The organism is Kocuria sp. SM24M-10 (assembly GCF_001027955.1).
GTDB lineage: Bacteria > Actinomycetota > Actinomycetes > Actinomycetales > Micrococcaceae > Kocuria > Kocuria oceani.
Genome location: NZ_LDNX01000074.1, coordinates 25,591 through 50,796 on the forward strand (window position 1 = coordinate 25,591; position 25,206 = coordinate 50,796).

Here is a 25,206-nt window from a genome sequence, read left to right on the forward strand (position 1 = left end):
ACCGGGGGCCGAGAACCGGATGACGGGGGTGCTGCTGGGCTTCGGCGTGGTCGCCGTGATCGCGCTGCTCGGCTTCGCCACCTCCGCGCTGCTGCCCGGTGAGGCCCGCACCATGCGTGCGGGCCTCACCCCTGTCGTCTACTACCTCACCAACCCGGCGCTGATGCTGGTGCTCGTCGCGGGCACCGACCTCGGGGCCGTGCTCGGGGTCTACACCCCGATCGCCCTCGTCACCGCCGCGGTGGCGGGGGCGGTCTTCGCCCTGTACAGCGGTGCGCTGCTGCGCCGCGGGGCGGCGCGCACGGCGGTCGGCGCGATGGCCTCCTCCTACGTCAACGCCGGGAACATCGGGCTGCCCATCGCCCTCTACGCGGTGGGCAGCGCCGCCCCCGTGGTCTCGGTCCTGCTCGCCCAGCTGCTGGTCGTGGCGCCGGCGTACCTCCTCGTGTTCTCGTGGGTCACCCGCCCGTCCCGGCGCGCCGGTCCGGGCGCGGCGACGGCGGCCAGGACCCCGGCCCGGACCGGGGCGCCGACCGGCACGTCGACCGGGCGCACGATCCTGCGCTCGGTCGCCAATCCGGTGACGATCGGCACCGCGCTGGGGGTGCTGCTCTCCGCCACCGGGCTGACGGTGCCCGAGGTGCTCTGGGTCCCCCTGGAGATGCTCGGGGAGGCGTCCATCCCCCTGCTGCTCCTGCTGTTCGGCATGAGCCTGCACGGGCAGCGGCCGTTCCGCACCCGTGCCCTGGTGCCGGACGTGATCGGCGGGACGCTGGTCAAGGTCGCGCTCATGCCGGTCGTGGCGTGGGGGATCGCCCGCTTCGGCTTCGGCCTGGGCGGCACCGAGCTGCTGGGGGTCGTCGTCATGGCGGCCCTGCCCACGGCCCAGAACGTGTTCCTCTTCTCGTCCCAGTTCCGGATGCCCGCCGACGCGGGGCGCGACATCATCCTCCTCAGTTCGTTCCTGTCCTTCCCGGCCGTCCTCCTCGCCGGCCTGCTCCTGCGCTGACGCCACGGCCCGCCCGGGCGGGGCGGCCGGGAACGCGCGAGGACCGAGAGCTCCCGTCGTACCCTGGACCCGGCCCGGGCCTCGTGGCACCGGACCAGACCCTGACGCCCGAGGAGACCGCCCGTGCCCACCCCGTCCGCCGTGCAGCAGGCCCCCACTCCGACCTCGCGCCGGGCCCTGCTCTACCTGGGGGTCTGCGTGGTGCTGGTGGGGCTGAACCTGCGCACGGTCTTCTCCAGCTTCGCCGCGATCCTGCCGGAGATCACCGCCGCGGCCGGCCTGCCCTCCTGGGCGGTGACCGTGCTGACCACGGCCCCGGTGACGCTGCTGGGGGTGTTCGCCCCGCTCGCCCCGCGGCTGGCCCGCCGGTACGGGGCGGAGACCGTGCTGCTGGGGGCCATGGTGCTGCTCGCCGCCGGGCTGGCCGCCCGCGGGCTGCCTCTGCCCGCGGGCGCCACCGTGCCGCTGCTGCTGGCCGGCACCCTGGCCTGCGGAGCGGCGATCGCGGTGGGCAACGTGCTGCTGCCCTCGATCGTGAAGCGGGACTTCGCCCACCGCCTCGGGCTGATGAGCGGGCTCTACACCACCGCCATCGCCGCCTCCGCCGCGCTCGGGGCGGGGCTGACCTACCCGCTGTTCCAGGCCACGGGCTCCTGGCGGGCGGGCCTGGCCGGGTGGGCGGCACCGGCCGCCCTGGTGGTCCTGCTCCTGCTCCCGGTGGCGGCCCGCCACCGCATCCCCGCGCCCCCGGCCGCGGCCGCGGGCGGCGGCGGGGACAGCCCCTGGCGGTCGCCGGTGGCCTGGCAGATCACCGGGTTCATGGTCTTCCAGGCGATGATGTCCTTCAGCGTCTTCGCCTGGCTCGCCCCCATCCTGCGCGAACGGGGGGTCGACGGGGCCACCGCGGGGGTGATCGTGGCGGTGTCCATCCTGCTGCAGATGACCGGCTCGCTGTTCGCCCCGGCCCTGGCGGTGCGTCTGGCCGACCAGCGGGTCCTCAACGCCGTGGTGGCGCTGATGGCCGGCGGCGGGTTCGTGCTCTCGATCTTCGGCCCCCTCGAGCTGATCTGGGTCTGGACCGGGCTGCTGGGGCTGGGCCAGGGCGCCCTGACCGCCGTGGCCCTGACCATGATCGCCCTGCGCACCCGCAGCGCCACCATGGCTGTGCGGCTGTCCGGGATGATGCAGGGCGTCGGCTACGGCCTGGGCTCCTCGGGCACCTTCCTGGTCGGGCAGCTGCTGCACGCCACCGGCGGCTTCGCCGCCGCCGGCGTCATGTTCGCCGTGGTCGGCGCCCTCGCCGCGGTCTTCGGCTGGCAGGCCGGGCGGGACCGCGCGGTGCAGGAGCGCTGAGCGCTCAGGCCGGGCGGGGCGGGGCGGTCGAGGACCGCTCGACCAGCGAGGTCTGCAGCTGCAGCGGGTGGGTGCGGCGGGACCCGCCGGCCAGCAGGGCGAGCGCCCGTTCGACCGCCATCTCCCCCATGGCGTGCAGGGGCTGGCGCACCGTGGTCAGCTTCGGCGAGGCCCAGCGGGCGATCAGCGTGTCGTCGAAGCCCACGACGCTCAGGTCCTCGGGCACCCGCAGGGACACCTGCCGCGCCGCCTCGAACGCGCCCAGCGCGGCCTCGTCGGACGCGGCGAACAGCGCGGTCGGCGGGTCCTCGAGCGCGAGCAGCTGCTGGGCGGCGGCGAAGCCGGCCTCGTAGCTGAAGCCGTCCCCCGCCACGAGCCGGGGCTCGCGCGGGAGCTCCGCGCTCTCCAGGGCGCTGCGGTACCCGGCCAGGCGCTCGCGCGCCGGCACCGATCCGCCGGCGCCGGCGAGGTGGCCGATCCGGCGGTGCCCGAGCTCGGCCAGGTGCGTGGTGGCCGCGTAGCCGCCGGCCCAGTTCGTGGAGCCGATGCTCGGCACCGTGGAGGGCAGGCTGTTGACCGGGTCGATGGCCACCAGCGGGACCTGTGCGTGGGCCGCCGCCGCCACCTGCTCCGCGGTCAGCGGCGTGGTCACGGCCACGACCGCCGTCTCCCCCTTCCGGCCGCAGACCGCGAACCAGTCGTCGGAGAAGGGCGGGAGGTCGCCCTGCTCGAGGGCGGGCAGGGCGTTCAGCAGCAGGTCGGCGTCGGCGCGCCCGCAGGCGTCCACGGCACCGGCCATGACCTGCAGCGAGTAGTTGCTCTCCAGGGTGTCGAACACCAGCACGATCGCCGGGCGGGGGCGCCGCGCGGCGGCGCCCGTGTAGCCCAGCTCCGCGGCCGCGGCCCGGACCTTCTCCCGGGTGTCCTCCCCCACGTCGGGGCGCCCGTTGAGCACCTTCGAGACGGTGCCCTTGGACACCCCGGCCTGTGCGGCGACCTCGCTCAGGGTCGTTCTCTTCATGCGGCCGGCTCCTCGGACGTCGGGCACCCTGCGGTGCACGGCGAAACGTTTCGTTACGTCAAATGTAGTGGCTCAGCTCACACCCAGGGGTTGACGGGTGTGAAACAGGCCACTTACGCTTCTCGCAACGAAACGCTATACGAAAAGTTTCGTAAGCGCAATGCATCACCGGACGCTGAGGAGCACGCCATGACCACCGACCGCACCCGCCGCACCGCCCCCGCCCTGTGGACCCCGTTCTCCCGGCGGTCGCTGTCCCGCATCGCGCTCGTGGGCGCCGCGGCCCTGACCCTGGCCGGGTGCGGCGGCGGCGCGCAGCCGGGCCAGGCCGCCGGCGCCAGCGCCTGGACCCTGACCGGCGGCGCGGAGGAGACCTTCCGCACCTCCTTCCAGGAGTGGAACGACGCGCACGCGGAGGAGCCCATCACCGCCGAGTACTTCGCCAACGACGCGTTCAAGGAGAAGATCCGCACCAGCGTGGGCTCGGGCAACGCCCCGACGCTGATCTACAACTGGGGCGGGGACAACCTCGAGAGCTACGTGGAGAACGGCGACGTGGTGGAGCTGACCGGCAAGATCCCGGGCATGGAGGAGCGCGCGCTCGACTCCGTCCTGGAGACCGGCACGGTGGACGGGAAGCTCTACGCGGTCCCGAACAACAACACCCAGCCGGTGATCCTGTACTACAACACCAAGCTCTTCGAGCAGGCCGGGGTGAAGGTGCCCACCACGTGGGAGGAGATGCTGGACGCCGTGGAGGCCTTCAAGGCCGAGGGCGTCACGCCGATCTCCGTGGCCGGCTCCAGCCAGTGGCCGTACCTGATGTGGATCCAGTACCTCACCGACCGGATCGGCGGCCCGGAGGTCTTCCAGGCGATCGTGGACGGCGAGGAGAACGCCTGGTCCGACCCCGCGATCACGGAGGCGCTCGAGAAGATCCAGGAGCTCGTGGAGGCCGGCGGCTTCGGCGACGCCTACGGCTCGGTGGTGGCCGACGCGGGCGCCGACGTCGCCCTGGTGCACACCGACCAGGCGGCCATGATGCTGCACGGCAGCTGGGTGTACTCCAGCTTCCTCACCGACGCCCCGGAGTGGACCGCGGAGGGCAACCTCGGCTACACCACCTTCCCCGAGATCGAGGGCGGACAGGGCGACCCGCAGAACATCGTGGGCAACCCCGCGAACTTCTGGGCCGTGTCCGCGGACGCCAGCGAGGAGGAGCAGCAGACGGCCTTCGAGTACCTCGAGCAGATGAACCTCGACGACACGGCGGTCGACACGCTCTTCGACGCCGGCCTGATCCCGGCGGTGGACGGCGTGGAGGACAAGATCGACGAGACCGAGCACCCCGAGTACCTCGACTTCGCCTACTCGATGGTCCAGGACGCGCCGCACTTCCAGCTCTCCTGGGACCAGGCGCTGCCGGCCGACCAGGGCCAGGCCCTGCTGACCAACCTCAGCCAGGTCTTCGCCGGCGAGATGACCCCCGAGCAGTTCCAGACCGCGATGAACGGGACGCTGTGATGCTGCTGCGCGCGCCCGCCCGGCGCAGGACCCGGGCGGGCGCGGGACCCAGCAACTGGCTGCTGGCCCCCGCCCTGGCCTTCTTCGGCATCTTCTCGATCGGCCCGCTGCTGGGCGTGCTGGTGCTGTCCTTCATGGAGTGGGACGGTCTCGGCACGCCGCAGTGGGCGGGGGGCGGGAACTGGGTGTCGGTGCTCGAGAACCCGGTCTCGCGCCAGGCGATGTGGCTGACCGTGAAGCTGACCCTGCTCAGCTACGCCGTCCAGTTCCCGCTGAGCCTGCTGCTCGGGGTGTTCATGGCCGGTCAGCAGCGCTACCGCGAGTTCCTCTCGGTGCTGTACTTCCTGCCGATGCTCTTCTCGGCCGCCGCGATCGGCATCGCCTTCAAGGCCCTCCTGGACCCGAACTTCGGGCTGTCCCAGGCCTTCGACGCGGCCGTGCTCCGGCAGGACTGGCTCGGCCGGCCGGACCTGGCGTTCTACGTGGTCGTGTTCGTCATCTCCTGGTCGTTCATCCCGTTCCACTCGCTGCTCTACCAGGCGGGCGTGCGGCAGATCCCGCAGAGCATGTACGAGGCCGCCACGCTCGACGGCGCCGGGACCGTGCGGAAGTTCTTCGCGATCACGCTCCCGCAGCTGAAGTACACGATCGTCACGTCCTCGACGCTGATGCTGGTCGGGTCGCTGACCTACTTCGACCTGGTCTTCAGCCTCACCGGCGGCGGACCGGGCACCGCGACCCGGATCCTGCCCCTGGACATGTACCTGACCGGTTTCCGCAGCAACCAGATGGGCGAGGCCAGTGTCCTGGCGGTCATCCTCGTCGCCGTGGGCCTCACGCTCGCCCTCGGCCTGCAACGGCTCACCGGGGCCGACAAGATGGAGAGCCAGGCGGAAGGTGCGTAGCCCCATGAGCACACGTCCTGCGGACACCCGTCCCCACAGCACCGGAAGCACGGGCACCCGCCCCACGGCCCCTCGCCCGGCGGAGCCCCGCCCCGGGGGCGCCGCTCCCGCCCGCCGCCGGCGCCGGGGCGTCCCCAACATCCCGGCGGCCGTGGGCGGATGGCTGTGGCTGGCCGTCATCATCGTCCCGATCTACTACATCGCGATCACCAGCACGAAGCCCCGGGAGGACTACTACTCCACCAATCCCCTGGTGCCCTCGGCGCCGACGTTCACGCCGTACCTGACGGTGCTGCAGAACCAGTTCGTCCAGTACTTCCTCAACAGCGTGGTGGTGGTCGTCGGCACGGTGGCGGGGATCGTGTTCCTGTCCCTGCTCGCGTCCTACGTGATCGTGCGCAGCCGCACCGGGCTGGCCGTGTTCTCGAACCGGCTGTTCCTGCTGGGCATCGCCATCCCGATCCAGGCCACGATCATCCCGATCTACCTGATCATCGTGCAGCTGGGCCTCTACGACACCCTGGCGGCGCTGATCCTGCCCGGCATCGCCTCCGGGATCCCGATCACGGTCCTGATCCTGACCAACTTCATGCGCGACATCCCCAACGAGCTCTACGAGTCCATGACCCTCGACGGGGCCGGGGACTGGAAGGTCTTCCGCACGCTCGTGCTGCCGCTGAGCATGCCCGCCGTCACCACCGTGGGCGTCTACAACGCGCTGAACAGCTGGAACAACTTCCTCTTCCCGCTGATCCTCACCCAGAGCTCCGAGAAGCGCACCCTGCCGCTGTCCCTGTGGACCTACCAGGGGGAGTTCCAGGCGGACATCCCCGCCGTCCTGGCCGCCGTCGTCCTCTCGGCGCTGCCGATCCTCGTCCTCTACGTCTTCGGACGCCGCCAGCTCGTCGCCGGGCTCACCGCCGGCTTCGGCAAGTGACGCGCCCACCAACCCGAAGGAACCCCATGACCTCGCCCAGCACCCCGTCCAGCACCCCGCCCGGCACCCCGGTGTGGAACGACCCGTCCCGCCCCGTCGGCGAGCGCGTCGACGCCCTCCTGCAGGAGCTCACCCTCGAGGAGAAGGCCGGCCAGCTCGGCAGCTACTGGCTGCGCCCGGACCCGGAGGAGGCCACCGGCGGGGCCGCCCCCATGGAGTCCGCCTTCGCCAACGACCGCTCCACCTTCGAGGCCGCGATCGCCCACGGGCTGGGCCACATCACCCGCGCCTTCGGCAGCGCCCCGATCTCCGCGGCGGACGGGGTGGAGCACCTGCGCACCCTGCAGCGCCAGGTCGTGGGCACCTCCCGGCTGGGGATCCCCGCGATCGCCCACGAGGAGTGCCTCACCGGCTTCACCACCCTGGGGGCCACCTGCTACCCGGCCGCGATCGCCTGGGGCGCCGCGTTCGACCCCGAGCTGGTCCGCACCATGGCCCGGCGGATCGGCGCCGACATGAAGGGGGTGGGCGTCCACCTCGGCCTCTCCCCCGTGCTCGACGTCGTGCGCGACTACCGCTGGGGTCGCGTCGAGGAGACCGTCGGCGAGGACCCCTACCTCGTGGGGGCCCTGACCACCGGGTACGTGCGCGGGCTCCAGGAGGCCGGCGTGATCGCCACCCTCAAGCACTTCGCCGGCTACTCCACCTCCCGGGCCGGGCGCAACCACGCCCCCGTCTCGATCGGCCCGCGCGAGCTCCGCGACGTCGTGCTCGTGCCCTTCGAGATGGCGGTGCGGATCGGGCGGGTCGGCGCGGTGATGAACTCCTACGCGGACGTCGACGGCGTCCCCCCCGCCGCCGACCCCGAGCTGCTCACCACGCTGCTGCGGGACGAGTGGGGCTTCGAGGGCACGGTCGTCTCCGACTACTGGGCCGTCAGCTTCCTCGAGTCCATGCACCACGTCGCGACCGACCCGCGGGACGCCGGCGTGCAGTCGCTCGCGGCCGGGATGGACGTCGAGCTGCCCGAGACCAGCTGCTTCGCCGACCTCGCCGCCGCCGTGCGGGAAGGGGCCCTCGAGGAGTCGCTCCTGGACCGCGCGGTGCGCCGGGTGCTGACCCAGAAGGTCGAGCTCGGCCTGCTCGACGAGGGATTCGACCCCGGCACCGCCGGCGGGGCCGTGGACCTCGACTCCGCGGACAACCGCCGGCTGGCCCGGCGCATGGCCGAGGAGTCCATCGTCCTGCTGAAGAACGACGGCGTGCTGCCGCTCTCCGGCGACACCGACCGGACGATCGCCGTCATCGGCCCCAGCGCCGCCCAGCCCCGCTCCTTCCTGGGCTGCTACAGCTTCACCAACCACGTCCTGTCCCGCTTCGGCGAGTCCGGCACCGGCATCGAGATCACCTCGATCGTGGACGCCCTCACCGAGGAGTTCGCGGACGGGGGCACCACGTTCCGCCACGCCCGCGGCGTCGACTTCACGGACCCGGACACCAGCGGCATCGCCGAGGCGGTGGCCGTCGCCGAGGAGGCCGACCTCGCGGTCGTGACCGTGGGCGACCTCGCGGGGCTGTTCGGCACGGGCACCTCCGGGGAGGGCTGCGACGTGGTGGACCTGTCCCTGCCCGGCCGGCAGGCCGAGCTCGTCGAGGCGGTGCTGGCCACGGGCACCCCGGTGGTCCTCGTGCTCGTCACCGGCCGCCCCTACAGCCTCGGGGCGTTCGACGACCGCTGCGCCGCCGTGGTGCAGGCCTTCATGCCGGGCGAGGAGGGCGGCCACGCCGTCGCCGGGGTGCTCTCCGGCCGGGTGAACCCCTCCGGGCGGCTGCCCGTGGGCATCCCCCGGCACGTGGGCGGGCAGCCCGGCACCTACCTGACCCCCACCCTGGGCGGGTACGCGGAGGGGGTCTCCAACCTGGACCCCCGGCCGCTCTACCCGTTCGGCCACGGCATCGGCTACTCCACGTTCTCCTACGACGCCCTGGAGCTCTCCGCCGCGCAGATCGGCGCCGACGGCACCGTGGACGCCGCCGTCACCGTGACCAACACGTCCGAGCGGGCCGGGCAGGAGGTCGTCCAGCTCTACCTGAGCGACCCGGTGGCCCAGGTGGTCCGGCCGGTGAAGATGCTCGTCGGCTTCGCCAAGATCGCCCTGGAGCCCGGGCAGAGCGCCCGGGTCGTCTTCCACCTGCACGCCGACCGCACCGCGTTCACCGGGCGCGCCATGCGCCGGATCGTCGAGCCGGGCGAGTTCGTCCTGCGCGCCGGGCCCTCCAGCGAGGACCTCCCCCTGGAGGACCGGTTCGTGGTCACCGGCCCGGTGCGCGACGTGGAGGACGTCGAGCGCGTCCTCACCACCCCCGTCGACGTCGAGGTCGCCGACCGCGCGCTCGCCGCCGACGCCTCCTGAACCCGGGGCGCGGGCCGCCGCGCGGCCCGCGCCCCGTCCACTCCTCCGGATCCCCCCTGGGGAGACCGCGCGCCGGCCCTCGTGGCCGGCCCCTGGTCCGCCCCGACCTCCGTCCGAGACCCCCTGCAGTCCCCGTGCACGACCCCTCGAAAGGAACCCCCGAGATGAACCGACGACTCCCCGTCCTGCGGATCGGTGCCGCGAGCGCCGTCGCCGCCCTGTGCCTCACCGCGGTCCCCCAGGCCGCGAGCGCCGCACCCCCCGCCACGCCGCCGGGCCTGGCCCAGCAGGACACCCTGCGCTGGAACACCCCGAAGGACTTCCGCATCGGCAGCGCGGTGGCCGGCGGCGGGCACCACACCTCGGCCGACTACCCCGAGCCCTTCCCCTCCGACCCCGAGTACCGCTCGGTGCTGGCCCGGGAGTTCAGCTCCCTGACCCCCGAGAACCAGATGAAGTGGGAGTTCATCCACCCCGAGGAGGGGGTGTACGACTTCGGCCCCGCCGACGACATCGTCGACTTCGCCGAGGCCAACGGGCAGGTCGTGCGCGGCCACACCCTGTTCTGGCACAGCCAGAACCCCGACTGGCTCGAGAACGGGGACCACACCCCGGAGGAGTTGCGCGCCGTCCTCAAGGAGCACATCTACACGGTGGTCGGCCACTACGAGGGCCGGATCCAGCAGTGGGAGGTCGCCAACGAGATCTTCGACGACAGCGGGAGGCTGCGCACGGAGGACAACATCTGGCTGCGCGAGCTGGGGCCGGGCATCATCGCCGACATCTTCCGCTGGGCCCACGACGCGGACCCGAACGCCCAGCTGTTCTTCAACGACTACAACGTGGAGGGCCTCAACGCGAAGTCCGACGCCTACTACGCCCTGATCCAGGACCTGCTCGCCCAGGGCGTGCCCGTCCACGGCTTCGGGATGCAGACCCACCTCGGCCTCCAGTACGGCTTCGACGGGCGGATGCAGCAGAACCTCCAGCGCTTCGACGACCTCGGCCTGGAGACGGCCGTCACCGAGATCGACGTGCGCGGGCCGGTCGGTGCGGACGGGCAGATGAGCCCGGAGCTGCGGCAGAAGCAGGCCGACTGGTACCGCATGGCCCTCGAGGCGTGCCTGGCCGTGGAGGACTGCAACTCCTTCACCGTGTGGGGCGTGCTCGACGAGCACTCCTGGGTGCCGAACACCTTCCCCGGCTACGGGGACGCCCTGACCATGGAGGGCGGCTACGAGCGCAAGCCCGCCTACGACGCCCTGCAGGAGACCCTGGCCCGGTCCCAGCCGGGCGGCGACGCGAAGTGGGAGCACCACCCCGCGTTCCGCTGACCGGACCGTCCCGACCGGACGGCCCTGACCGGGCCGCCCACGCACGACGGGCCCGCTCCTCCCGGGGAGCGGGCCCGTCGTGCGTGGGCGGGAGCCTCAGCGCCGGTCGAGCCACCGGGCCGGTGCGGTCAGGATCGGCTCGAGGGCCGTGGCGGCCGCGCCGCTGAGCGCCGGATGGGCGTCGGCCGCCGAGCGCTGGATCTCGATCGGGCCCACCTCCGCGGTCAGCGCGTGGGCCTCGACGACCTCCCGCAGCACGGGCTCCAGCTCCGCGGCGATCGGGGCGAAGTACCCGGAGAGCACCACGGTGGACAGGTCCAGCACGTTCATCGAGTTCGCGAGCACCACTCCGAGAGGCCGCCCGATCATCTCCATCACCGCCGTCCGGCTCCGCAGCCGCTCGGCCGTGGCCGCCACGAGGTCCTCGATCCTGACGTCCTCCGGCAGCCCGGTCCGCCCGCGCAGGGCGTGGTAGCTGGCGTAGGCCTCGAGGCAGCCGCGCCGCCCGCACCGGCACAGCTCCCCGCCGGGGCTGACCGTGACGTGGCCCAGCTCCCCGGCCCAGCCGTGCTCGCCGCCGTGGATCCGCCCCTCCAGGACCACGGCGCCGCCGATCCCGGTCTGCCCGTGCAGGAACAGGAAGGACTGGCCGGGCCGGCGCAGGACCTCGGTGCGCGCCGCGAGCATGCTGTCGTTGCCGGCCGTCAGCGCGGGCCCCCGGAAGGACGGCAGCCGCCGGAGCCGCTCGACCAGCGGGGCGTCCCGCCAGGCCAGGTTCGGCGCGGAGAGCACCGTGGCCCGGTCCGGGCCCAGCCGGCCGGGGACCGAGACGCAGATGCCGGCCACGGGCACGTCGGGGCGGGAGGCCAGGGCGTCGTCGAGCAGCTCGGACAGCGCGGCAGCCACGTCGTCCACGGACGCCCCCGCGTACGCCCCGAACCGGGCGTCCTCGTGGAGCACCCGGCCCCCGAGGTCGGTGACGAGGCAGGCCAGGTGGTCCGCGGCGATCTCCAGCCCGACGCCCAGCACGCTGCCGCGGGCGATGCTCAGCGGGATCATCGGCCGGCCCGAGGCCCGCACGGCCGGCTGCCGCCCCTCCACCAGGAGGCCGGCGTCGAGCAGCTCCTGGACCAGCTTGGAGACGGTCGGCTTGGTGAGGCCCGTGCTCTTGGCCAGCGCGGCGCGCGAGACCGGCTCCCCCGCCCCGGCCACCGCGCGCAGGACGGTGGAGAGGTTGTGCTCCCGCAGGTGGCTCGACTGCACGGACGGTCTCCTTCGCTGCTGGCGGAACCGGCCGGGGGCGGGCGCGGTCGCGCGGCGGACGAGAAAAAGCGGCCGCCGGTCTGGTCCCACGGTACTCGACGATCTATAGTAAGTAACGGTAACTAACCAATCTGGGAAAGGACCCGCCATGTCCGTCACCTCACCGGCGAGCTCGCTCGCCGCCTCCGTCACCCCTTCGCCGGAGGACCGGTTCTCCTTCGGCCTGTGGACCGTCGGCTGGTCGGCCCGCGACCAGTTCGGCTCGGCCTCCCGGCCGGACCTGGACCCCCTGGAGTCCGTGCGCAGGCTCGCGGAGCTCGGTGCCTGGGGCTTCACCTTCCACGACAACGACCTCATTCCCTTCGACGCCTCCGAGGCCGAGCGCGAGCGGCTGGTCGGGCGGCTGAAGCAGACGATCGAGGAGACCGGCACGGTCTGCGAGATGGTCACCACCGACACCTTCGCCGAGCCGATCTTCAAGGACGGCGCCTTCACCTCCAACGACCGGCGGGTCCGCCGCTACGGCCTGCGCAAGGTGCTGCGCAACGTCGACCTCGCCGCCGAGCTCGGCGCCACCACCTTCGTGATGTGGGGCGGGCGCGAGGGCACCGAGTACGACTCCTCCAAGGACCTCTACGCCGCCCTGGACCGCTACGCGGAGGGCATCGACACCGTGGCCGGCTACATCAAGTCCCAGGGCTACGACATGCGCATCGGCCTCGAGCCCAAGCCCAACGAGCCCCGCGGCAACATCTTCCTGCCGACCATCGGGCACGCGCTGGCGTTCATCGACCGCCTGGACAACGGCGACGTGGTCGGCGTGAACCCGGAGACCGGCCACGAGCAGATGGCCACCCTGAACTACACCCACGGGCTCGCCGAGGCCCTGTGGTGCGACAAGCTGTTCCACATCGACCTCAACGGGCAGAACGGGCCGATGTACGACCAGGACCTGGTCTTCGGCCACGGCAACCTGATCAGCGCCTTCTTCACGGTCGACCTGCTGGAGAACGGCTTCCCGTCGAAGCCGGGCGCCTACCAGGGGGCCCGCCACTTCGACTACAAGCCCTCGCGCACCGAGCACCTCGACGGCGTGTGGGACTCGGCGGCCGCCAACATGCAGATGTACCTGCTGCTGAAGCAGCGCGCCGTCGCGTTCCGCCAGGACCCCGAGGTCCAGGAGGCCATGGCGCAGTCCGGCGTCCTGGAGCTCGCGGAGCCGACGCTGGCGGAGGGCGAGGACCTGACCACCTTCCTGGCCGACCGCAGCGCCTACGAGGACCTCGACCTCACCGGCCCCTCGGAGCGCAACTACGGCTTCGTGCGCCTGCACCAGCTCGCCGTCGAGCACCTCATGGGCGCCCGCGGCTGATCCGCCCGGGCGCGGCCCCTCCCCGTCCGGGCGCCGCGCCCTCCCCCGGGCCGGCCCGGCGCACGCCCCCCTGCGCCGGGCCGGCCCCCTCCGGCGGCACCGCCGCCCCGTTCCCGCTCCTGTCCCGTTCCGCTCCCGTCCCGAAGGTTCCGCATGGCACGCACCACCGTCCTGGGCATCGACTCCTCGACCCAGTCCACCAAGGCCCTCCTGGTCGATGCCGCCACCGGGGAGGTCCTCGGCCGGCGCCGGGCGCCCCACCCCGACGGCACCGAGGTCGACCCGCGCGCCTGGCTCGCCGCCCTCGACGACGCCGCCGGGCCGTTCCTCGACGAGGCCGCCGCCGTGGCCGTCGGCGGCCAGCAGCACGGCATGGTCGCCCTCGACGAGCACGACGCCGTGGTGCGCGACGCCCTGCTGTGGAACGACACCCGCTCGGCGCCCCAGGCCCGCGAGCTCGTCGAGGAGATGGGCGGCCCGGCCGCGTGCGCCGAGGAGCTCGGCAGCGTGCTCGTGGCCTCCATGACCTCCACCAAGCTGCGCTGGATGGCCGAGCACGAGCCGGAGCACGCCGCCCGCACCCACCGGGTGCTGCTGCCCCACGACTACCTCTCCTGGCACCTGAACGCCGAGAAGACCTCCTTCTTCACCGACCGCGGCGACGCCTCGGGCACCGGCTACTTCTCCACCCGCACGGAGCAGTGGAGCCACGACCTCGCCCGCCGGGCCCTCGGCCACGACGTGGCGCTGCCCGAGCTCGCCCCGCACCCCCGGGCCGTGCTGGGCCGCACGCCCGGCGGGGCGCAGCTCGCCGCCGGCACCGGCGACAACATGGCCGCCGCCCTCGGCGTCACGCTCGGACCCGGCGACGTCTCCCTCTCGGTCGGCACCTCCGGGGTCGCGGCGATGGTCTCCGAGACCCGCACCGCCGATCCGACCGGGCTGGTCACCGGCTTCGCCGACGCCACCGGCCGGTACCTGCCCATGGCCACGACGCTCAACGCCGCGCGGATCCTGGAGTTCGGGGCCCGGCTCCTCGGGGTCGACCACGCCGGGCTCTCCGCCCTGGCCCTGGCCGCACGCCCCGGGGCCGGCGGCACCACCCTGCTGCCCTACCTCGACGGCGAGCGCACCCCCAACCGCCCCGGGGCCCGGGCCACCCTGCACGGGATGTCCTCGGCCACCTCCCGCGAGGACGTCGCCCGGGCCTGCGTGGAGGGCCTGCTGTGCTCCCTGGCCGACGGCGTGGACGCCCTCGAGCGCGCCACCGGGGTCCCCGCGCGGCGGATCGTGCTGATCGGCGGCGGCGCGCAGTCCGAGGCCGTGCGCCGGCTGGCGCCCGCCGTGCTCGGCCGGCCCGTGCTCGTGCCCGCCCCGAGCGAGTACGTGGCCCTCGGCGCGGCGCGGCAGGCCGCCTGGGCGCTCTCCGGCGCCGACGAGCCCCCGGCCTGGGCGCTGCCCGGGGTGCAGGAGTTCACCGCGGACCCGACGCCCCAGGTCCTGGAGGCCTACCGGGTGCTGCGCGACCGGACCGGAGCCTGGTCCTAGGAGCGTCCCGCACCGGCTCGGAAGACACGTCCGCAAAAATTGTTGAACAATCCATCGGGAAGGCGCATGCTGGAGGGACCGACGTGACAAGGAGCACACCATGTCCCCCTCCGACATCGACCTCAACGCGGACTGCGGCGAGTCCCTCCACGCCTGGGCCATGGACGGCGACGAGGCCGTCCTGCACGTGGTCAGCAGCGCCAACGTGGCCTGCGGCTTCCACGCGGGGGACCCGACGGTCGCCCGCCGCACCTGCACCGTGGCCGCCGAGCACGGGGTCACCGTGGGCGCCCAGGTCTCCTACGACGACCTCAAGGGCTTCGGCCGCCGCTTCATCGCCGTGCCCCGCGCGGAGCTGACCGACCAGCTGGTGTACCAGATCGGCGCCCTGCAGGCCCTGGCCCGCGCCTCCGGCACCGAGGTCCGCTACGTCAAGCCGCACGGGGCCCTCTACAACGCGATCGTCCACCACGAGGAGCACGCGGGCGCCGTGGTGGACGCCGTGCGCGACGTCGACACGGCCCTGCCCCTGCTGGTGCTGCCGGGCTCCGAGATCGAGCGCCGGGCGCGCGCGGCCGGGCTGCGCACCGTCCGCGAGGCCTTCGCCGACCGGGGCTACACCCCGCAGGCCACCCTGGTCCCGCGCTCCGAGCCCGGCGCCGTGCTGCACGACCCCGAGCAGATCGCCGCGCGCGTGGTCCGGATGGCCACCGAGCACGTGGTCGAGACGGTCGACGGCTCGGTCGTGGCGGTGGACGCGGAGAGCATCTGCGTGCACGGGGACACCCCGGGCGCCCTGGCCATCGCCGAGCGCGTGCGCCGCGCCCTCGAGGAGGCCGGCCTGCGCGTCGGCAGCTTCCTGTGAGCGCGCCCGCCGCGGAGCGCTCCGTCCGCCCGCTGGGACCGCAGGCCGCCGTCGTGGAGTGCGCGGACCTGCACGACGCCGTGGCCCTGCACGCCCGGCTCGCCGCCGCGGACCTCCCCGGCCTGGTGGACTGCGTCGCCGGGGCGCGGACCGTGGTCGTGCGCGCGAGCACCCCCGCCGCCCTGCGGGACGTCGTCCGCACCGCCCTGACGGCCCCGCGCGGGACCGCGGGGACGGGCGAGGCGCGGACCGTGACCATCGACGTCGTCTACGACGGCGAGGACCTGGAGGCGGTCGGGGAGCTCACCGGCCTGGGAGCGGCCGGGGTCGTGCGCGCCCACACCGGGCAGGAGTGGACCGCCGCCTTCGCGGGCTTCGCCCCCGGCTTCTTCTACTGCGCGGCCGAGGACGTGCCGGACGTCCCGCGCCGGGACACCCCGCGCACCGCGGTCCCGGCGGGGGCCGTGGCCCTGGCCGGCCGGTTCTCCGCGGTCTACCCCCGGCGCTCCCCGGGCGGCTGGCAGCTGATCGGCCGCACCGCGGCCCGGATGTTCGACCTGGACCGGGAGGACCCGGCCCTGCTCCGCCCCGGGGACCGCGTGCGGTACCGGCCCGTGCGCGAGCTCGTCGAGGTCGCCCCCCGCACGGCCGCACCGGCGCCGGTCCGCGGCGCCCACCTGGTCGTGGACCGGCCCGGCCTGCAGACCCTCGTCCAGGACGGCGGCCGCGCCGGCTCGGCGGCGCTGGGGGTCTCCCCCTCCGGCGCCCTCGACGCCGCCGCCGCGGCCACCGCCAACCGGCTCGTCGGCAACCCCGCGGGGGCGGCCCTGCTGGAGAACCTGCTCGGCCGCCTCGAGCTCACCGCCCACGGGGACCACGTCCTGGCGGTCACCGGCGCCGCGGCGCCCCTCGCCGTCGAGGGCCCCGCCCCCTGGCGCCCCGCGCCAGGCACACCGTTCGCGCTGCGGGACGGCGAGCGCCTGGCCGTGGGCGCCACCGTCTCGGGCGCTCGCGCCTACGTGGCGGTGCGCGGCGGCGTGGCGGTCCCGCCCGTGCTGGGCAGCCGCTCCACCGACACCCTCGCCGGACTGGGCCCGGACCCGCTGGGCCCCGGGGACGCCGTGCCCGTCGGCCCCGCCCCGGGCGCGGCCGTCCGGCCCCCCGAGCCGCTGCCCGAACCGGCCGGCGTGCCGGTGGTGCGGGTGGTGCCGGGCCCCCGCGACGACTGGTTCCCCGCCTCGGCGATGGGGTCGTTCTTCGCCCAGGACTGGGCGCTCGCCACCTCGTCCGACCGGGTGGGCGCCCGGCTCGACGGGCGGCCGCTCGACCGCGCCCGCACCGACGAGCTGCCCAGCGAGGGCACCGTGCCGGGCTGCGTCCAGGTCCCGCCCTCGGGCCTGCCCGTCGTCCTGCTGCAGGACGCGCCCACCACCGGCGGGTACCCCGTGATCGGGGTGGTGCACCCGCAGGACCTGGCCGTGCTGGCCCAGCTGCCCCCGGGCGCCCGGCTGCGCTTCCGCCGGATCCCGGCGCCGGAGCTCGTCCCGCCCGTTCCCGGGGGCGCCACCGGGCGCCCCGAGACCGACCGTCCCGCCACCGAGAACCCTCAGGAGTAGCACCGTGCGCAAGATCCTGATCGCCAACCGCGGGGAGATCGCCGTCCGCGTCGTCCACGCCTGCGCGGAGGCGGGGCTGACCTCGGTCGCCGTCTACGCGGACCCCGACGCCGACGCCCCGCACGTCCTGCTGGCCGACGAGGCCTACGCGCTCGAGGGCGTCTCGGCCACCGAGACCTACCTGGACGCGCGGGCCGTGCTCGCCGTCGCCGAGCGGTGCGGGGCCGACGCCGTGCACCCCGGCTACGGGTTCCTCTCCGAGAACGCCGACTTCGCCCGGGCGGTGCTCCAGGCCGGTCTCACCTGGATCGGCCCCTCGCCCGAGACGATCGTGCTGCTGGGGGACAAGGTCGCCGCCCGGGAGATCGCCCGGCGGGCCGGCGCCCCGCTCGTGCCCGGCAGCGACGGGCCGGTCGGGTCCCCCGCGGACGCCCGGGCCTTCGCCGAGGAGCACGGGCTGCCCGTGATCGTGAAGGCCGCCCACGGCGGCGGGGGCCGCGGCATGCGGGTGGTCCGCGAGCTGGCGCAGGTCGAGGACGCCTTCGTCTCGGCCGCCCGCGAGGCGCAGAGCGCGTTCGGGCGCGGCGAGTGCTTCGTGGAGCGGTTCCTGGACCGGCCGCGGCACGTCGAGGCGCAGGTCATGGCCGACGCCCACGGCAACGTCGTCGTGCTGGGGACCCGGGACTGCTCCCTGCAGCGCCGCCACCAGAAGCTCGTCGAGGAGGCCCCCGCGCCGTTCCTCACGGACGAGCAGCGGGAGCGCATCGCCGCCGCCGCCGAGGGCATCTTCCGGGAGGCCGGCTACGTGGGGGTGGGCACCGCCGAGTTCCTCGTGGCCCAGGACGGGCTGATCTCGTTCCTGGAGGTCAACACGCGCCTGCAGGTGGAGCACCCGATCACCGAGGAGGTCTACGGCGTGGACCTCGTGCGCGCCCAGCTGGCCGTCGCCGCCGGGGACCCCCTGCCGGTGCTCGAGACCCCGCCGGCGCGCGGGCACGCCCTGGAGTTCCGGATCAACGCCGAGGACCCGGGCCGCGGCTTCCTGCCCTCCGGCGGGACGGTCGAGGCCGTGGACACCCCCACGGGCCCGGGGGTCCGCGTGGACTCGGGGGTGCACCGCGGCACCCGGGTGGCCACCACCTTCGACTCGCTGCTGCTCAAGCTCGTGGTCAGCGCCCCCACCCGCGAGCAGGCCCTCGTGCGGGCCCGCACCGCGCTGCGGGAGCTGCAGGTGCACGGGGTGGCCACCACGATCCCCTTCCACCGCGCGGTGCTGGACGCCCCCGCCTTCGCCGGCGGCGACGGTCTCGGGGTGTGGACCACGTGGATCGAGGAGGAGTTCGCCGACCGGCTCACCCCGGACACCGGCTACGCCCGCGCGGGCGAGCAGGGACGCACCCGTCTCACCGTGGACGTGGACGGGCGGCGGATGCGCATCGGGATCCCCGACGCCCTCGCCGCCGCCCTGAGCTCCGCCCCCGCGGGGGACGGCGCCCCCGGCCCGGCCCCCGAGGCCGACGACGGCGCCGTCACCGCACCGTTCGCGGGGACGCTCGTCTCGTGGCTGGTCGCCGAGGGGGACACCGTGGAGGCCGGCCAGGACCTCGCCGTGCTCGAGGCCATGAAGACGGAGTCCCGGCTGACCGCCCCCCGCGCCGGGACCGTCCGCGAGCTCTCGGCCGGCCCCGGGGACGCCGTGGCCGCCGACCAGGTGCTCGCCCGCCTCGACTGAGCGCCGTCATCCGCGGGCGGACCTGGTCGGCCGGCGCCCGGGTGGCCTAGGGTCGGGAGCACCCAGCACGGCACCCCGCGGGAACGGCGCGGGGACGACCCGGGGCCGGCCCCGGGGCTGGGCGACCGGCCGCCCACGACTCGAAGGAGAGACGTCCCATGACCGAGACCCCCGCCGCAGGACAGAGCACGGATGTCGTCGACATCCTCACCGCCGACCACCGGGACATGCTCGAGCTGGTCGGGCAGATCAAGGACACGCCCGAGCCCGACCGGCGCCGGGAGCTGGCCGACACCGTGATCGCCGAGGTGATGCGCCACGCCGTCGCCGAGGAGATGTACGTCTACCCCGCCGTGGAGAAGCACGTGCCCAACGGCGCCGAGGAGGTGGAGCACGACAAGCGCGAGCACGACGAGATCGTGCAGGTGATGAAGAAGCTGGAGGACGCCGACGCCTCCGGGCCGGCGTTCCTGGATCTGGTCGGGGAGCTGGAGGCCCAGCTGCGCCACCACATCGACGACGAGGAGTCCGACCAGTTCCCCAAGCTGCGGGCCGGCATCCCCGCCGGCACGCTCGTGGAGCTCGGCGAGAAGGTGCAGACCGCGAAGAAGCTCGCACCGACCCGGCCGCACCCGCACGCACCGCACTCGGAGCTGTTCCACAAGACGATCGGACCGGGCGTGGGGATGGTCGGCCGGCTCCGGGACAAGCTCTCGGGGCGGCACACGGGCTGATCCGGCGGGCGGGCACCGGTGCGGTGCCCGCCCGCACCCCCTGTCCCGGACAAATCCGGGTTCCTACACTGGGGGAGGACATGTCCGCCGAGCAGACGGGAACCGGCCATGGCGGTGCGGCGCACGAGGGTCGCCACGTGCGACCCGGGGCAGGCCGAGTCCGCGCTCCGCGAGTTCTTCCCCGACCTGTCCCTGTGCGGCCCCGCGGACCGGTCCGTCGAGCTGCGCCTCGACGCCGTGACGGCGCCCCTGATCATCTGCGGCCGCTCGGTGGTCACCGCGGCCGCGGTCTCCACCGTCGACACGACCGGGCAGCTGGCGGTCGGCCCCGCCCCGGGGAGACCGCATGAGCCCGGTGTTCCACCGCGAGGCCACGGCGACCGAGCCGGATGCCGTGACCGCCCTCTTCCACGAGATCGGGGTGCGGTTCTCCTTCGACCCGACCGTCCCGGGCTTCTCGTACCGTCAGCGCCAGGACGGCGACGGGCAGCTCACCGTCGTCGGGCTGGACCTGGGCGGGCCGTTCTCCTCCTGGGGCGACACGGACGTCTTCGGGGTCGCCGACGTGCGCGCGGCGTCCCGCTACGACTGGCGCACGAGCCACGAGAGCGGCAGCGGACTGGGCCGGCCGGTGCTCTTCCGTCCCGGCCACCCCGCGCTGATCGTGGGCGGCGCGCTGGAGGTCACCAACGTCAACCTCGCCCCCGCGCTGCTGCAGTCGGTCGCGGAGACGGTCTACGGCACGGAGGGCCTGTCCGTGGCGTTCGCCTCCGCCGCGCCGGTGAGCCCTCGGCTGGGCCGGTACTGGACGGGCCTGGCCGGGCTCGCGCGGGACACCGTGGCCTCGGAGGCCTTCGCCGCGGAGCTGGTGCGGGCGGACCTGACCCGGCACCTGGCCGTGGCGATGCTCGAGTGCTTCCCGCTGCTGGGCGACCCGGTGGAGCGGACCCTGTCGACGACCGCCCAGGCCCGCCGGTACCGCATCGCGGTGCAGTTCCTCGACGACCACGCCTCGCTGCCGGTCAGCATCGACGACGCCGCCCGCGCCGCGGACACGACCACCCGCGCCCTGGTGCGGGCCTTCCGCGCGAACCACCCGCTGGGCCTGACGCCCACGCAGTACCTGCGGCGCACCCGGCTGGCGGCCGCCCACACCGACCTGCTCCGCGCCGACCCGACCACCGGCGCCACCGTGCGGGAGATCGCCCTCCGCTGGGGCTTCGCCCACCCCGGCCGCTTCGCCGCGGCCTACCGCGCCGTCTACGGCGTTCCGCCGCGGCGCACGCTCGACAGCTGACGCCGGCAGGGACACGGTCCCGCCCCGCACCCACGGGGCGGCGGCCGCCGCCGGGGATGTCAGGATGGTGTCCTGATGAACACCGTGGAGAACGAGTTCCTGCTGACCGCCGTCGGCCTGGCCGGGCCCGCCCCGCAGGGCGGGGCCACCTCCTGGGCCGCCGGCGTCCTGCGCCAGGGCATCATGGCCGGCCGGCTCCCGCCGGGCACCCGGCTCTCCGAGGCCCGGGTCAGCGAGGTGCTCGGGATCTCCCGCAACACCCTGCGCGAGGTGTTCACGGTGCTGGGCAACGAGAACCTGCTGCAGCGGATCCCCAACCGCGGCGTCTCGGTGGCCCGGCCGGGCGCGGACGACGTGCGCGAGATCTACCGGGTGCGGCTCGCGCTGGAGACCTCGGCGCTGCGCTGGACGGCCCCCGGGCCGCAGCCCGGCCTGCACGCCGCCGTCACGGCGGGCCGCGCCGCGCACCGGCGGGGAGACGTCGGCGGCATGGCCGACGCGAACCAGCGCTTCCACCGCACCGTGGTGGAACTGGCCGGCTCGGTGCGGCAGAACGAGCTGATGTCCCGGATCCTGGCGGAGATGCGGCTCGTCTTCTTCTCCATGCGCCAGGACCCGTCCTTCCACGCCCCCTACATCGAGCGCAACGCCCGGATCCTGGAGCTCTTCGAGCAGGGCTCCCGGGAGGAGGCCTCCGTGCAGATGCACCGGTACCTGGAGGACTCCCGGCAGCAGCTGCTCACCGTCCTGGAGGGCCCCGGGGCGCCCTGACCGGCCCCTCAGGGCACCTGGTAGCGCCAGTTGGGCACGTCGGTGACCAGCATGTGGCCGGGAGCGTGCCCGATCGCGACCGGCACCCCGGACTCGAGCACCGCCGCCTGCGGCGTCACCCCGCAGGCCCAGAACACCGGCAGGTGACCCGCCGGGATCTGCACGGCGTCCCCGTAGTCGGGGGCCGAGAGGTCGCGGATCCCCAGCTCCCCCGGGGCGCCCACGTGCACGGGCGCCCCGTGCACGGCGGGGTAGCGGGAGGTGATGCGCACGGCGTCGGCCACCCGGTCCGCCGGGATCGGCCGCATGGAGACCACCAGCGGGCCGGAGAGCCGGCCGGCGGGCTCGCACGGGAGGTTCGTGCGGTACATCGGGACGTTGACGCCCTGGTCGATGTGGGCCATAGGGATCCCCGCCTCCTGCAGGGCCGCCTCGAAGGTGAAGCTGCAGCCGAGGGCGAAGGTCACGAGGTCGTCCTGCCACACGTCGAGGACGTCCTCCCGCGTGCCCGCCGCCTCGCCCTCCCGGTAGAGGCTGTAGAGCGGGAGGTCGGTGCGGACGTCCCCGTCCCCGAGCACGGGGCCGGTGACCTCACCGGCGTCGAGCACCGCGAGGACCGGGCAGGGCTTGGGGTTGCGCTGGGCGAAGAGCAGGAGCTCGAAGGCCCAGTCCCGGGGCACGACCACGAGGTTCGCCTGGGCGAAGCCGTCGCACCACCCGGCCGTCGGGGTGACCAGTCCGCCGCGGAACAGCTCGCGGGCACGCACGGGGAGCAGGGCGGAGCGCTGCGCGGGCCCGGCCGGGGCGCTCATGACCACAGCGCGGCGATGCCGCTGAGGGACTGGTATCCCAGGTAGATGGTGAGCAGCCAGATCACGGTGCCCAGCAGCGCCAGCCACTTCGGGTACGCGTAGCCGCCCAGCAGGTCCTGCCGGCGCCAGGCCACCCACAGCAGCACGGCGAAGCCCAGCGGGAGGATCAGCCCGTTGACCGCGCCGGCCACGATGAGCAGCGTGGACGGGGCCTGGCCCAGCAGCGCGAACACCGTGGCGGAGACGACGATGAACGCGATCGTCAGGAGGTTGCGGGTGCGCGGCCTCGTGCGGGTGGTCGTGAGGAAGGACACCGAGGTGTAGGCGGCGCCGATGACCGAGGAGATGGAGGCGGCCCACAGGATGATGCCGAACAGGCGCAGCCCCACCTCACCGGCCGCCGACTGGAAGGCCTGGGCGGCCAGGTTCTCCCCCGTGAGCTGCGCGCCGCCGGCGACCACGCCCAGGATCGCCAGGAACAGCAGGAAGCGCATCACGCCGGTGAGCACGATGCTCACCACGGAGCTGCGGGAGATCTGCTTGACGCTGTCCACGCCGGTGATCCCGGCGTCCACGATCCGGTGGGCGCCCGCGTAGGTGATGTAGCCGCCCACCGTGCCGCCGATCAGGGTGGTGATGACCAGGAAGCTCACGTCCTCGGGCAGCACCACGTTGCGCAGGGCCTCCCCCACCGGGGGCCGGGAGACGAGCGCGACGTAGCCGGTCACGAGGATCATCACCACGCCGAGGACCACCACGATGCGGTCCAGGGCCACGCCGGCGCGCTTGCTGACGAACACGCCCACCGCGAACACGGCCGTGATGATGCCGCCCCAGGTGGCGTCCAGGCCGAGCATCGCGTTGAGGCCGAGGCCGCCGCCGGCGGTGTTGCCGATGTTGAACACGAGGCCTCCGGTCGCCACCAGCGCGGCGATGAGCCAGCCCAGGCCGGGGAGCACGCGGTTGCCCAGTTCGTGGGCCTTGAGCCCGGAGACGCCGATGATCCGCCACACGTTCAGCTGCACGGCGATGTCGACGACGATGGAGATGACGATGGCGAACGCGAAGGCGGCGCCGAGCTGGACGGTGAAGTTGGCGGTCTGTGTGATGAAGCCGGGCCCGATGGCGCTCGTGGCCATCAGGAACAGGGCGCCCAGCAGCGCGGAGCGGTTCACGGCCCGCATGGCCGCGGGGCCGGTGACGGGCCCGCGGCCCTCGGGCGCGGACGGGGCGGGGGCGGAGCTGGACATGCGTCCTCCTCGGGACGGGTGCGACCTGCGCCCGGACGCGGCGCCGACCACCCGGGATGTGGCCGCGGTCACTGTCCCGCCAGTGTAATGATTGTTGAACAATCTTGCCAGGGGTGGTCACGGCCGACATCTGGACAGCCCGGCGCCCGGAGGACAGGGTGGCCCTCAGGGGCGCCCGCCCCGGGACGTCGGAAGGACCGCATGGAGCGCACCGGGAAGAACACCGGACAAGGCACCGGACAAGGCACCGGGAAAGGCACCGGGCAGAGCACGGGGACGGGCAGCGGGATCCGCCGTCGGACGGGCCCCGGGACAGGCCGGGCGACCGCTCCGGCCTGCGGCGCGGGCCGTGGCGCGGGCCGCGACCCGGCCGCAGGGCCGCGCGGACGCCGCCGGTGACCGGCCCGGACGGCGGCCCCGGCGGGACCGTGGAGGTCCTGCTCCCGCCGCCCACGTCCGCGCGGTTCCTCCGCGACTTCCTGGCGTCCCAGGCCGTACCGGGCTGCGACGACCTCGCCGGAGGCGCCCACCGGCGGCCCGTCGTCGTGGACGGGGTGGCGCGCACCGTCACCGTGGGCTGGGACCGGCTCACGCCCGCCGGTCTGCCGGTGCGGGTGGGCCCCGGGGCGGAGGACGCCCTGGAACCGGTGCTGCGTCGGGTGCGCCGCTGGCTGGGCGACGGGACGGAGTCCCCCGCCGCGGACCGCGCCCTGGCGTCCGACGCCGCGCTGGCGCCCGCCGTGCGCGCCTGGCCGCTGATCCGGCTGCCCGGTTCCCCGGACGGCTTCGAGACCGCGGTCCTGACCGTGCTCGGGCAGCAGGTCTCCCTCGCCGCGGCGCGCACCTTCGCTGGACGCCTGCTCCGCCACTACGGCTCCCCCGCGGCGGACGGCCTCACCGCCTTCCCGTCGGCCCGGCGGATCGCCGCCGCGGACCCGTCCCGGCTGCGGCAGGACCTGGGGGTCACGACCCGCCGGGCGGCGACGATCCACGCGCTCGCCGCGGCGGTCTGCGACGGCCTCGACCTGGAGCCCCCGGCCGCGGCGGGCGGAGCCGGCGCCGCGCGGGACGCCGCCCGGTGGCACCGGCACCTGCTCGCCCTGCCCGGCATCGGCCCGTGGACGGCGGGATCGGTCGCCCTGCGGGTCCTGGGCGAGCCCGACGTCTTCCTCCCGCAGGACCTCGTCCTGCGCCGCGCCCTCGGGGTGGCCGGGACCGCCGCCGCGGCGGAGAGGTCCGCCGGGTGGAGCCCCTGGCGCAGCTACGCCGTGATGCTGCTGTGGGCCCGCGCGGCGTTCCCGGACTCGGCCGCTCCGCCGCTCCCCGCCGCCGGGCCCGGATGAGTCCGGCGGCGCGGCGGCCCCGCAGGACGCACCACCAGGTCGCGGGTCTCGGCGAAGTGGCAGGCCGAGGGGTGCCCCTGACCCCGGTCGACGAGCGGCGGCGCCT

At 74.5% G+C, this 25,206-nt stretch carries 20 protein-coding genes; 16 read left to right on the top strand and 4 right to left on the bottom strand.

All coding sequences use genetic code 11. The features are described from left to right. The first annotated feature begins 19 nt into the window (after positions 1–19). Positions 20–1,009, top strand: a complete 990-nt coding sequence (locus ABL57_RS08950) for an AEC family transporter (protein WP_047803118.1) — start codon at positions 20–22, stop codon at positions 1,007–1,009. A gap of 123 nt (positions 1,010–1,132) precedes the next feature. Then, positions 1,133–2,362, top strand: a complete 1,230-nt coding sequence (locus ABL57_RS08955; RefSeq protein WP_047803119.1) for an MFS transporter — start codon at positions 1,133–1,135, stop codon at positions 2,360–2,362. Positions 2,363–2,366: 4 nt separating this feature from the next. On the opposite strand, the gene ABL57_RS08960 is transcribed toward ABL57_RS08955, so the two are convergent. After that, positions 2,367–3,383, bottom strand: coding sequence for a LacI family DNA-binding transcriptional regulator (locus tag ABL57_RS08960; protein ID WP_053004850.1), 1,017 nt, complete (start codon positions 3,381–3,383; stop codon positions 2,367–2,369). A 189-nt stretch (positions 3,384–3,572) separates the two neighbouring features. Between ABL57_RS08960 and ABL57_RS08965 the strand changes: the two genes are divergently transcribed. The 5 genes from ABL57_RS08965 to ABL57_RS08985 all read left to right on the top strand — a co-directional run bounded on the left by ABL57_RS08965 (position 3,573) and on the right by ABL57_RS08985 (position 10,497). Further along, a complete protein-coding gene (locus ABL57_RS08965; RefSeq protein WP_139318462.1) occupies positions 3,573–4,907 on the top strand; it encodes an extracellular solute-binding protein in 1,335 nt (444 codons plus the stop codon). Further along, the gene (locus tag ABL57_RS08970) at positions 4,907–5,812 is read left to right on the top strand and encodes a carbohydrate ABC transporter permease (protein ID WP_047803133.1); all 906 of its coding nucleotides are present in this window, start codon (positions 4,907–4,909) and stop codon (positions 5,810–5,812) included. Before ABL57_RS08965 ends, ABL57_RS08970 begins: the two co-directional genes overlap by 1 nt. Before the next feature lie 4 nt (positions 5,813–5,816). Further along, a complete protein-coding gene (locus ABL57_RS08975; RefSeq protein WP_082157332.1) occupies positions 5,817–6,749 on the top strand; it encodes a carbohydrate ABC transporter permease in 933 nt (310 codons plus the stop codon). A 26-nt stretch (positions 6,750–6,775) separates the two neighbouring features. Further along, positions 6,776–9,163 (top strand): glycoside hydrolase family 3 N-terminal domain-containing protein, encoded by a 2,388-nt coding sequence (locus tag ABL57_RS08980; RefSeq protein WP_047803120.1) that lies wholly within the window; start codon positions 6,776–6,778, stop codon positions 9,161–9,163. Positions 9,164–9,327: 164 nt separating this feature from the next. Continuing rightward, on the top strand, positions 9,328–10,497 hold the full coding sequence (locus tag ABL57_RS08985) for an endo-1,4-beta-xylanase (RefSeq protein ID WP_047803121.1): 1,170 nt from the start codon (positions 9,328–9,330) through the stop codon (positions 10,495–10,497). 96 nt (positions 10,498–10,593) lie between these two features. Here the strand turns inward: ABL57_RS08985 and ABL57_RS08990 are convergent, their stop codons facing one another. Further along, a complete protein-coding gene (locus ABL57_RS08990; protein ID WP_047803122.1) occupies positions 10,594–11,760 on the bottom strand; it encodes an ROK family transcriptional regulator in 1,167 nt (388 codons plus the stop codon). 148 nt (positions 11,761–11,908) lie between these two features. On the opposite strand from ABL57_RS08990, the gene xylA reads away from it, so the two are divergent. From xylA to ABL57_RS09030, 8 genes are all read left to right on the top strand, one after another. Then, on the top strand, positions 11,909–13,132 hold the full coding sequence (gene xylA / locus ABL57_RS08995) for a xylose isomerase (RefSeq protein ID WP_047803123.1): 1,224 nt from the start codon (positions 11,909–11,911) through the stop codon (positions 13,130–13,132). A 153-nt stretch (positions 13,133–13,285) separates the two neighbouring features. Next, a complete protein-coding gene (gene xylB, locus ABL57_RS09000; protein WP_047803124.1) occupies positions 13,286–14,680 on the top strand; it encodes a xylulokinase in 1,395 nt (464 codons plus the stop codon). Positions 14,681–14,780: 100 nt separating this feature from the next. After that, positions 14,781–15,545, top strand: a complete 765-nt coding sequence (locus ABL57_RS09005; protein WP_047803125.1) for a LamB/YcsF family protein — start codon at positions 14,781–14,783, stop codon at positions 15,543–15,545. Then, positions 15,542–17,161, top strand: a complete 1,620-nt coding sequence (locus ABL57_RS09010) for a 5-oxoprolinase/urea amidolyase family protein (protein WP_047803126.1) — start codon at positions 15,542–15,544, stop codon at positions 17,159–17,161. Before ABL57_RS09005 ends, ABL57_RS09010 begins: the two co-directional genes overlap by 4 nt. Before the next feature lie 4 nt (positions 17,162–17,165). Further along, positions 17,166–18,893 (top strand): biotin carboxylase N-terminal domain-containing protein, encoded by a 1,728-nt coding sequence (locus ABL57_RS09015; protein ID WP_047803127.1) that lies wholly within the window; start codon positions 17,166–17,168, stop codon positions 18,891–18,893. Between the two features lie 158 nt (positions 18,894–19,051). Further along, on the top strand, positions 19,052–19,627 hold the full coding sequence (locus tag ABL57_RS09020) for a hemerythrin domain-containing protein (RefSeq protein ID WP_047803128.1): 576 nt from the start codon (positions 19,052–19,054) through the stop codon (positions 19,625–19,627). Between the two features lie 346 nt (positions 19,628–19,973). Then, on the top strand, positions 19,974–20,924 hold the full coding sequence (locus ABL57_RS22990) for a helix-turn-helix transcriptional regulator (RefSeq protein ID WP_053004851.1): 951 nt from the start codon (positions 19,974–19,976) through the stop codon (positions 20,922–20,924). 75 nt (positions 20,925–20,999) lie between these two features. After that, a complete protein-coding gene (locus tag ABL57_RS09030; protein ID WP_053004852.1) occupies positions 21,000–21,695 on the top strand; it encodes a GntR family transcriptional regulator in 696 nt (231 codons plus the stop codon). A gap of 8 nt (positions 21,696–21,703) precedes the next feature. Here ABL57_RS09030 and ABL57_RS09035 read toward each other — a convergent pair whose 3' ends face one another. Then, entirely contained in the window at positions 21,704–22,507 is an 804-nt protein-coding gene (locus ABL57_RS09035) for a putative hydro-lyase (RefSeq protein ID WP_047803129.1), read from the bottom strand. Further along, positions 22,504–23,757 (bottom strand): NRAMP family divalent metal transporter, encoded by a 1,254-nt coding sequence (locus ABL57_RS09040; RefSeq protein ID WP_371212469.1) that lies wholly within the window; start codon positions 23,755–23,757, stop codon positions 22,504–22,506. Before ABL57_RS09040 ends, ABL57_RS09035 begins: the two co-directional genes overlap by 4 nt. A gap of 395 nt (positions 23,758–24,152) precedes the next feature. On the opposite strand from ABL57_RS09040, the gene ABL57_RS09045 reads away from it, so the two are divergent. After that, complete coding sequence (locus tag ABL57_RS09045) at positions 24,153–25,100, top strand: DNA-3-methyladenine glycosylase (RefSeq protein ID WP_053004853.1); 948 nt, start codon at positions 24,153–24,155, stop codon at positions 25,098–25,100. Positions 25,101–25,206: the final 106 nt, after the last annotated feature.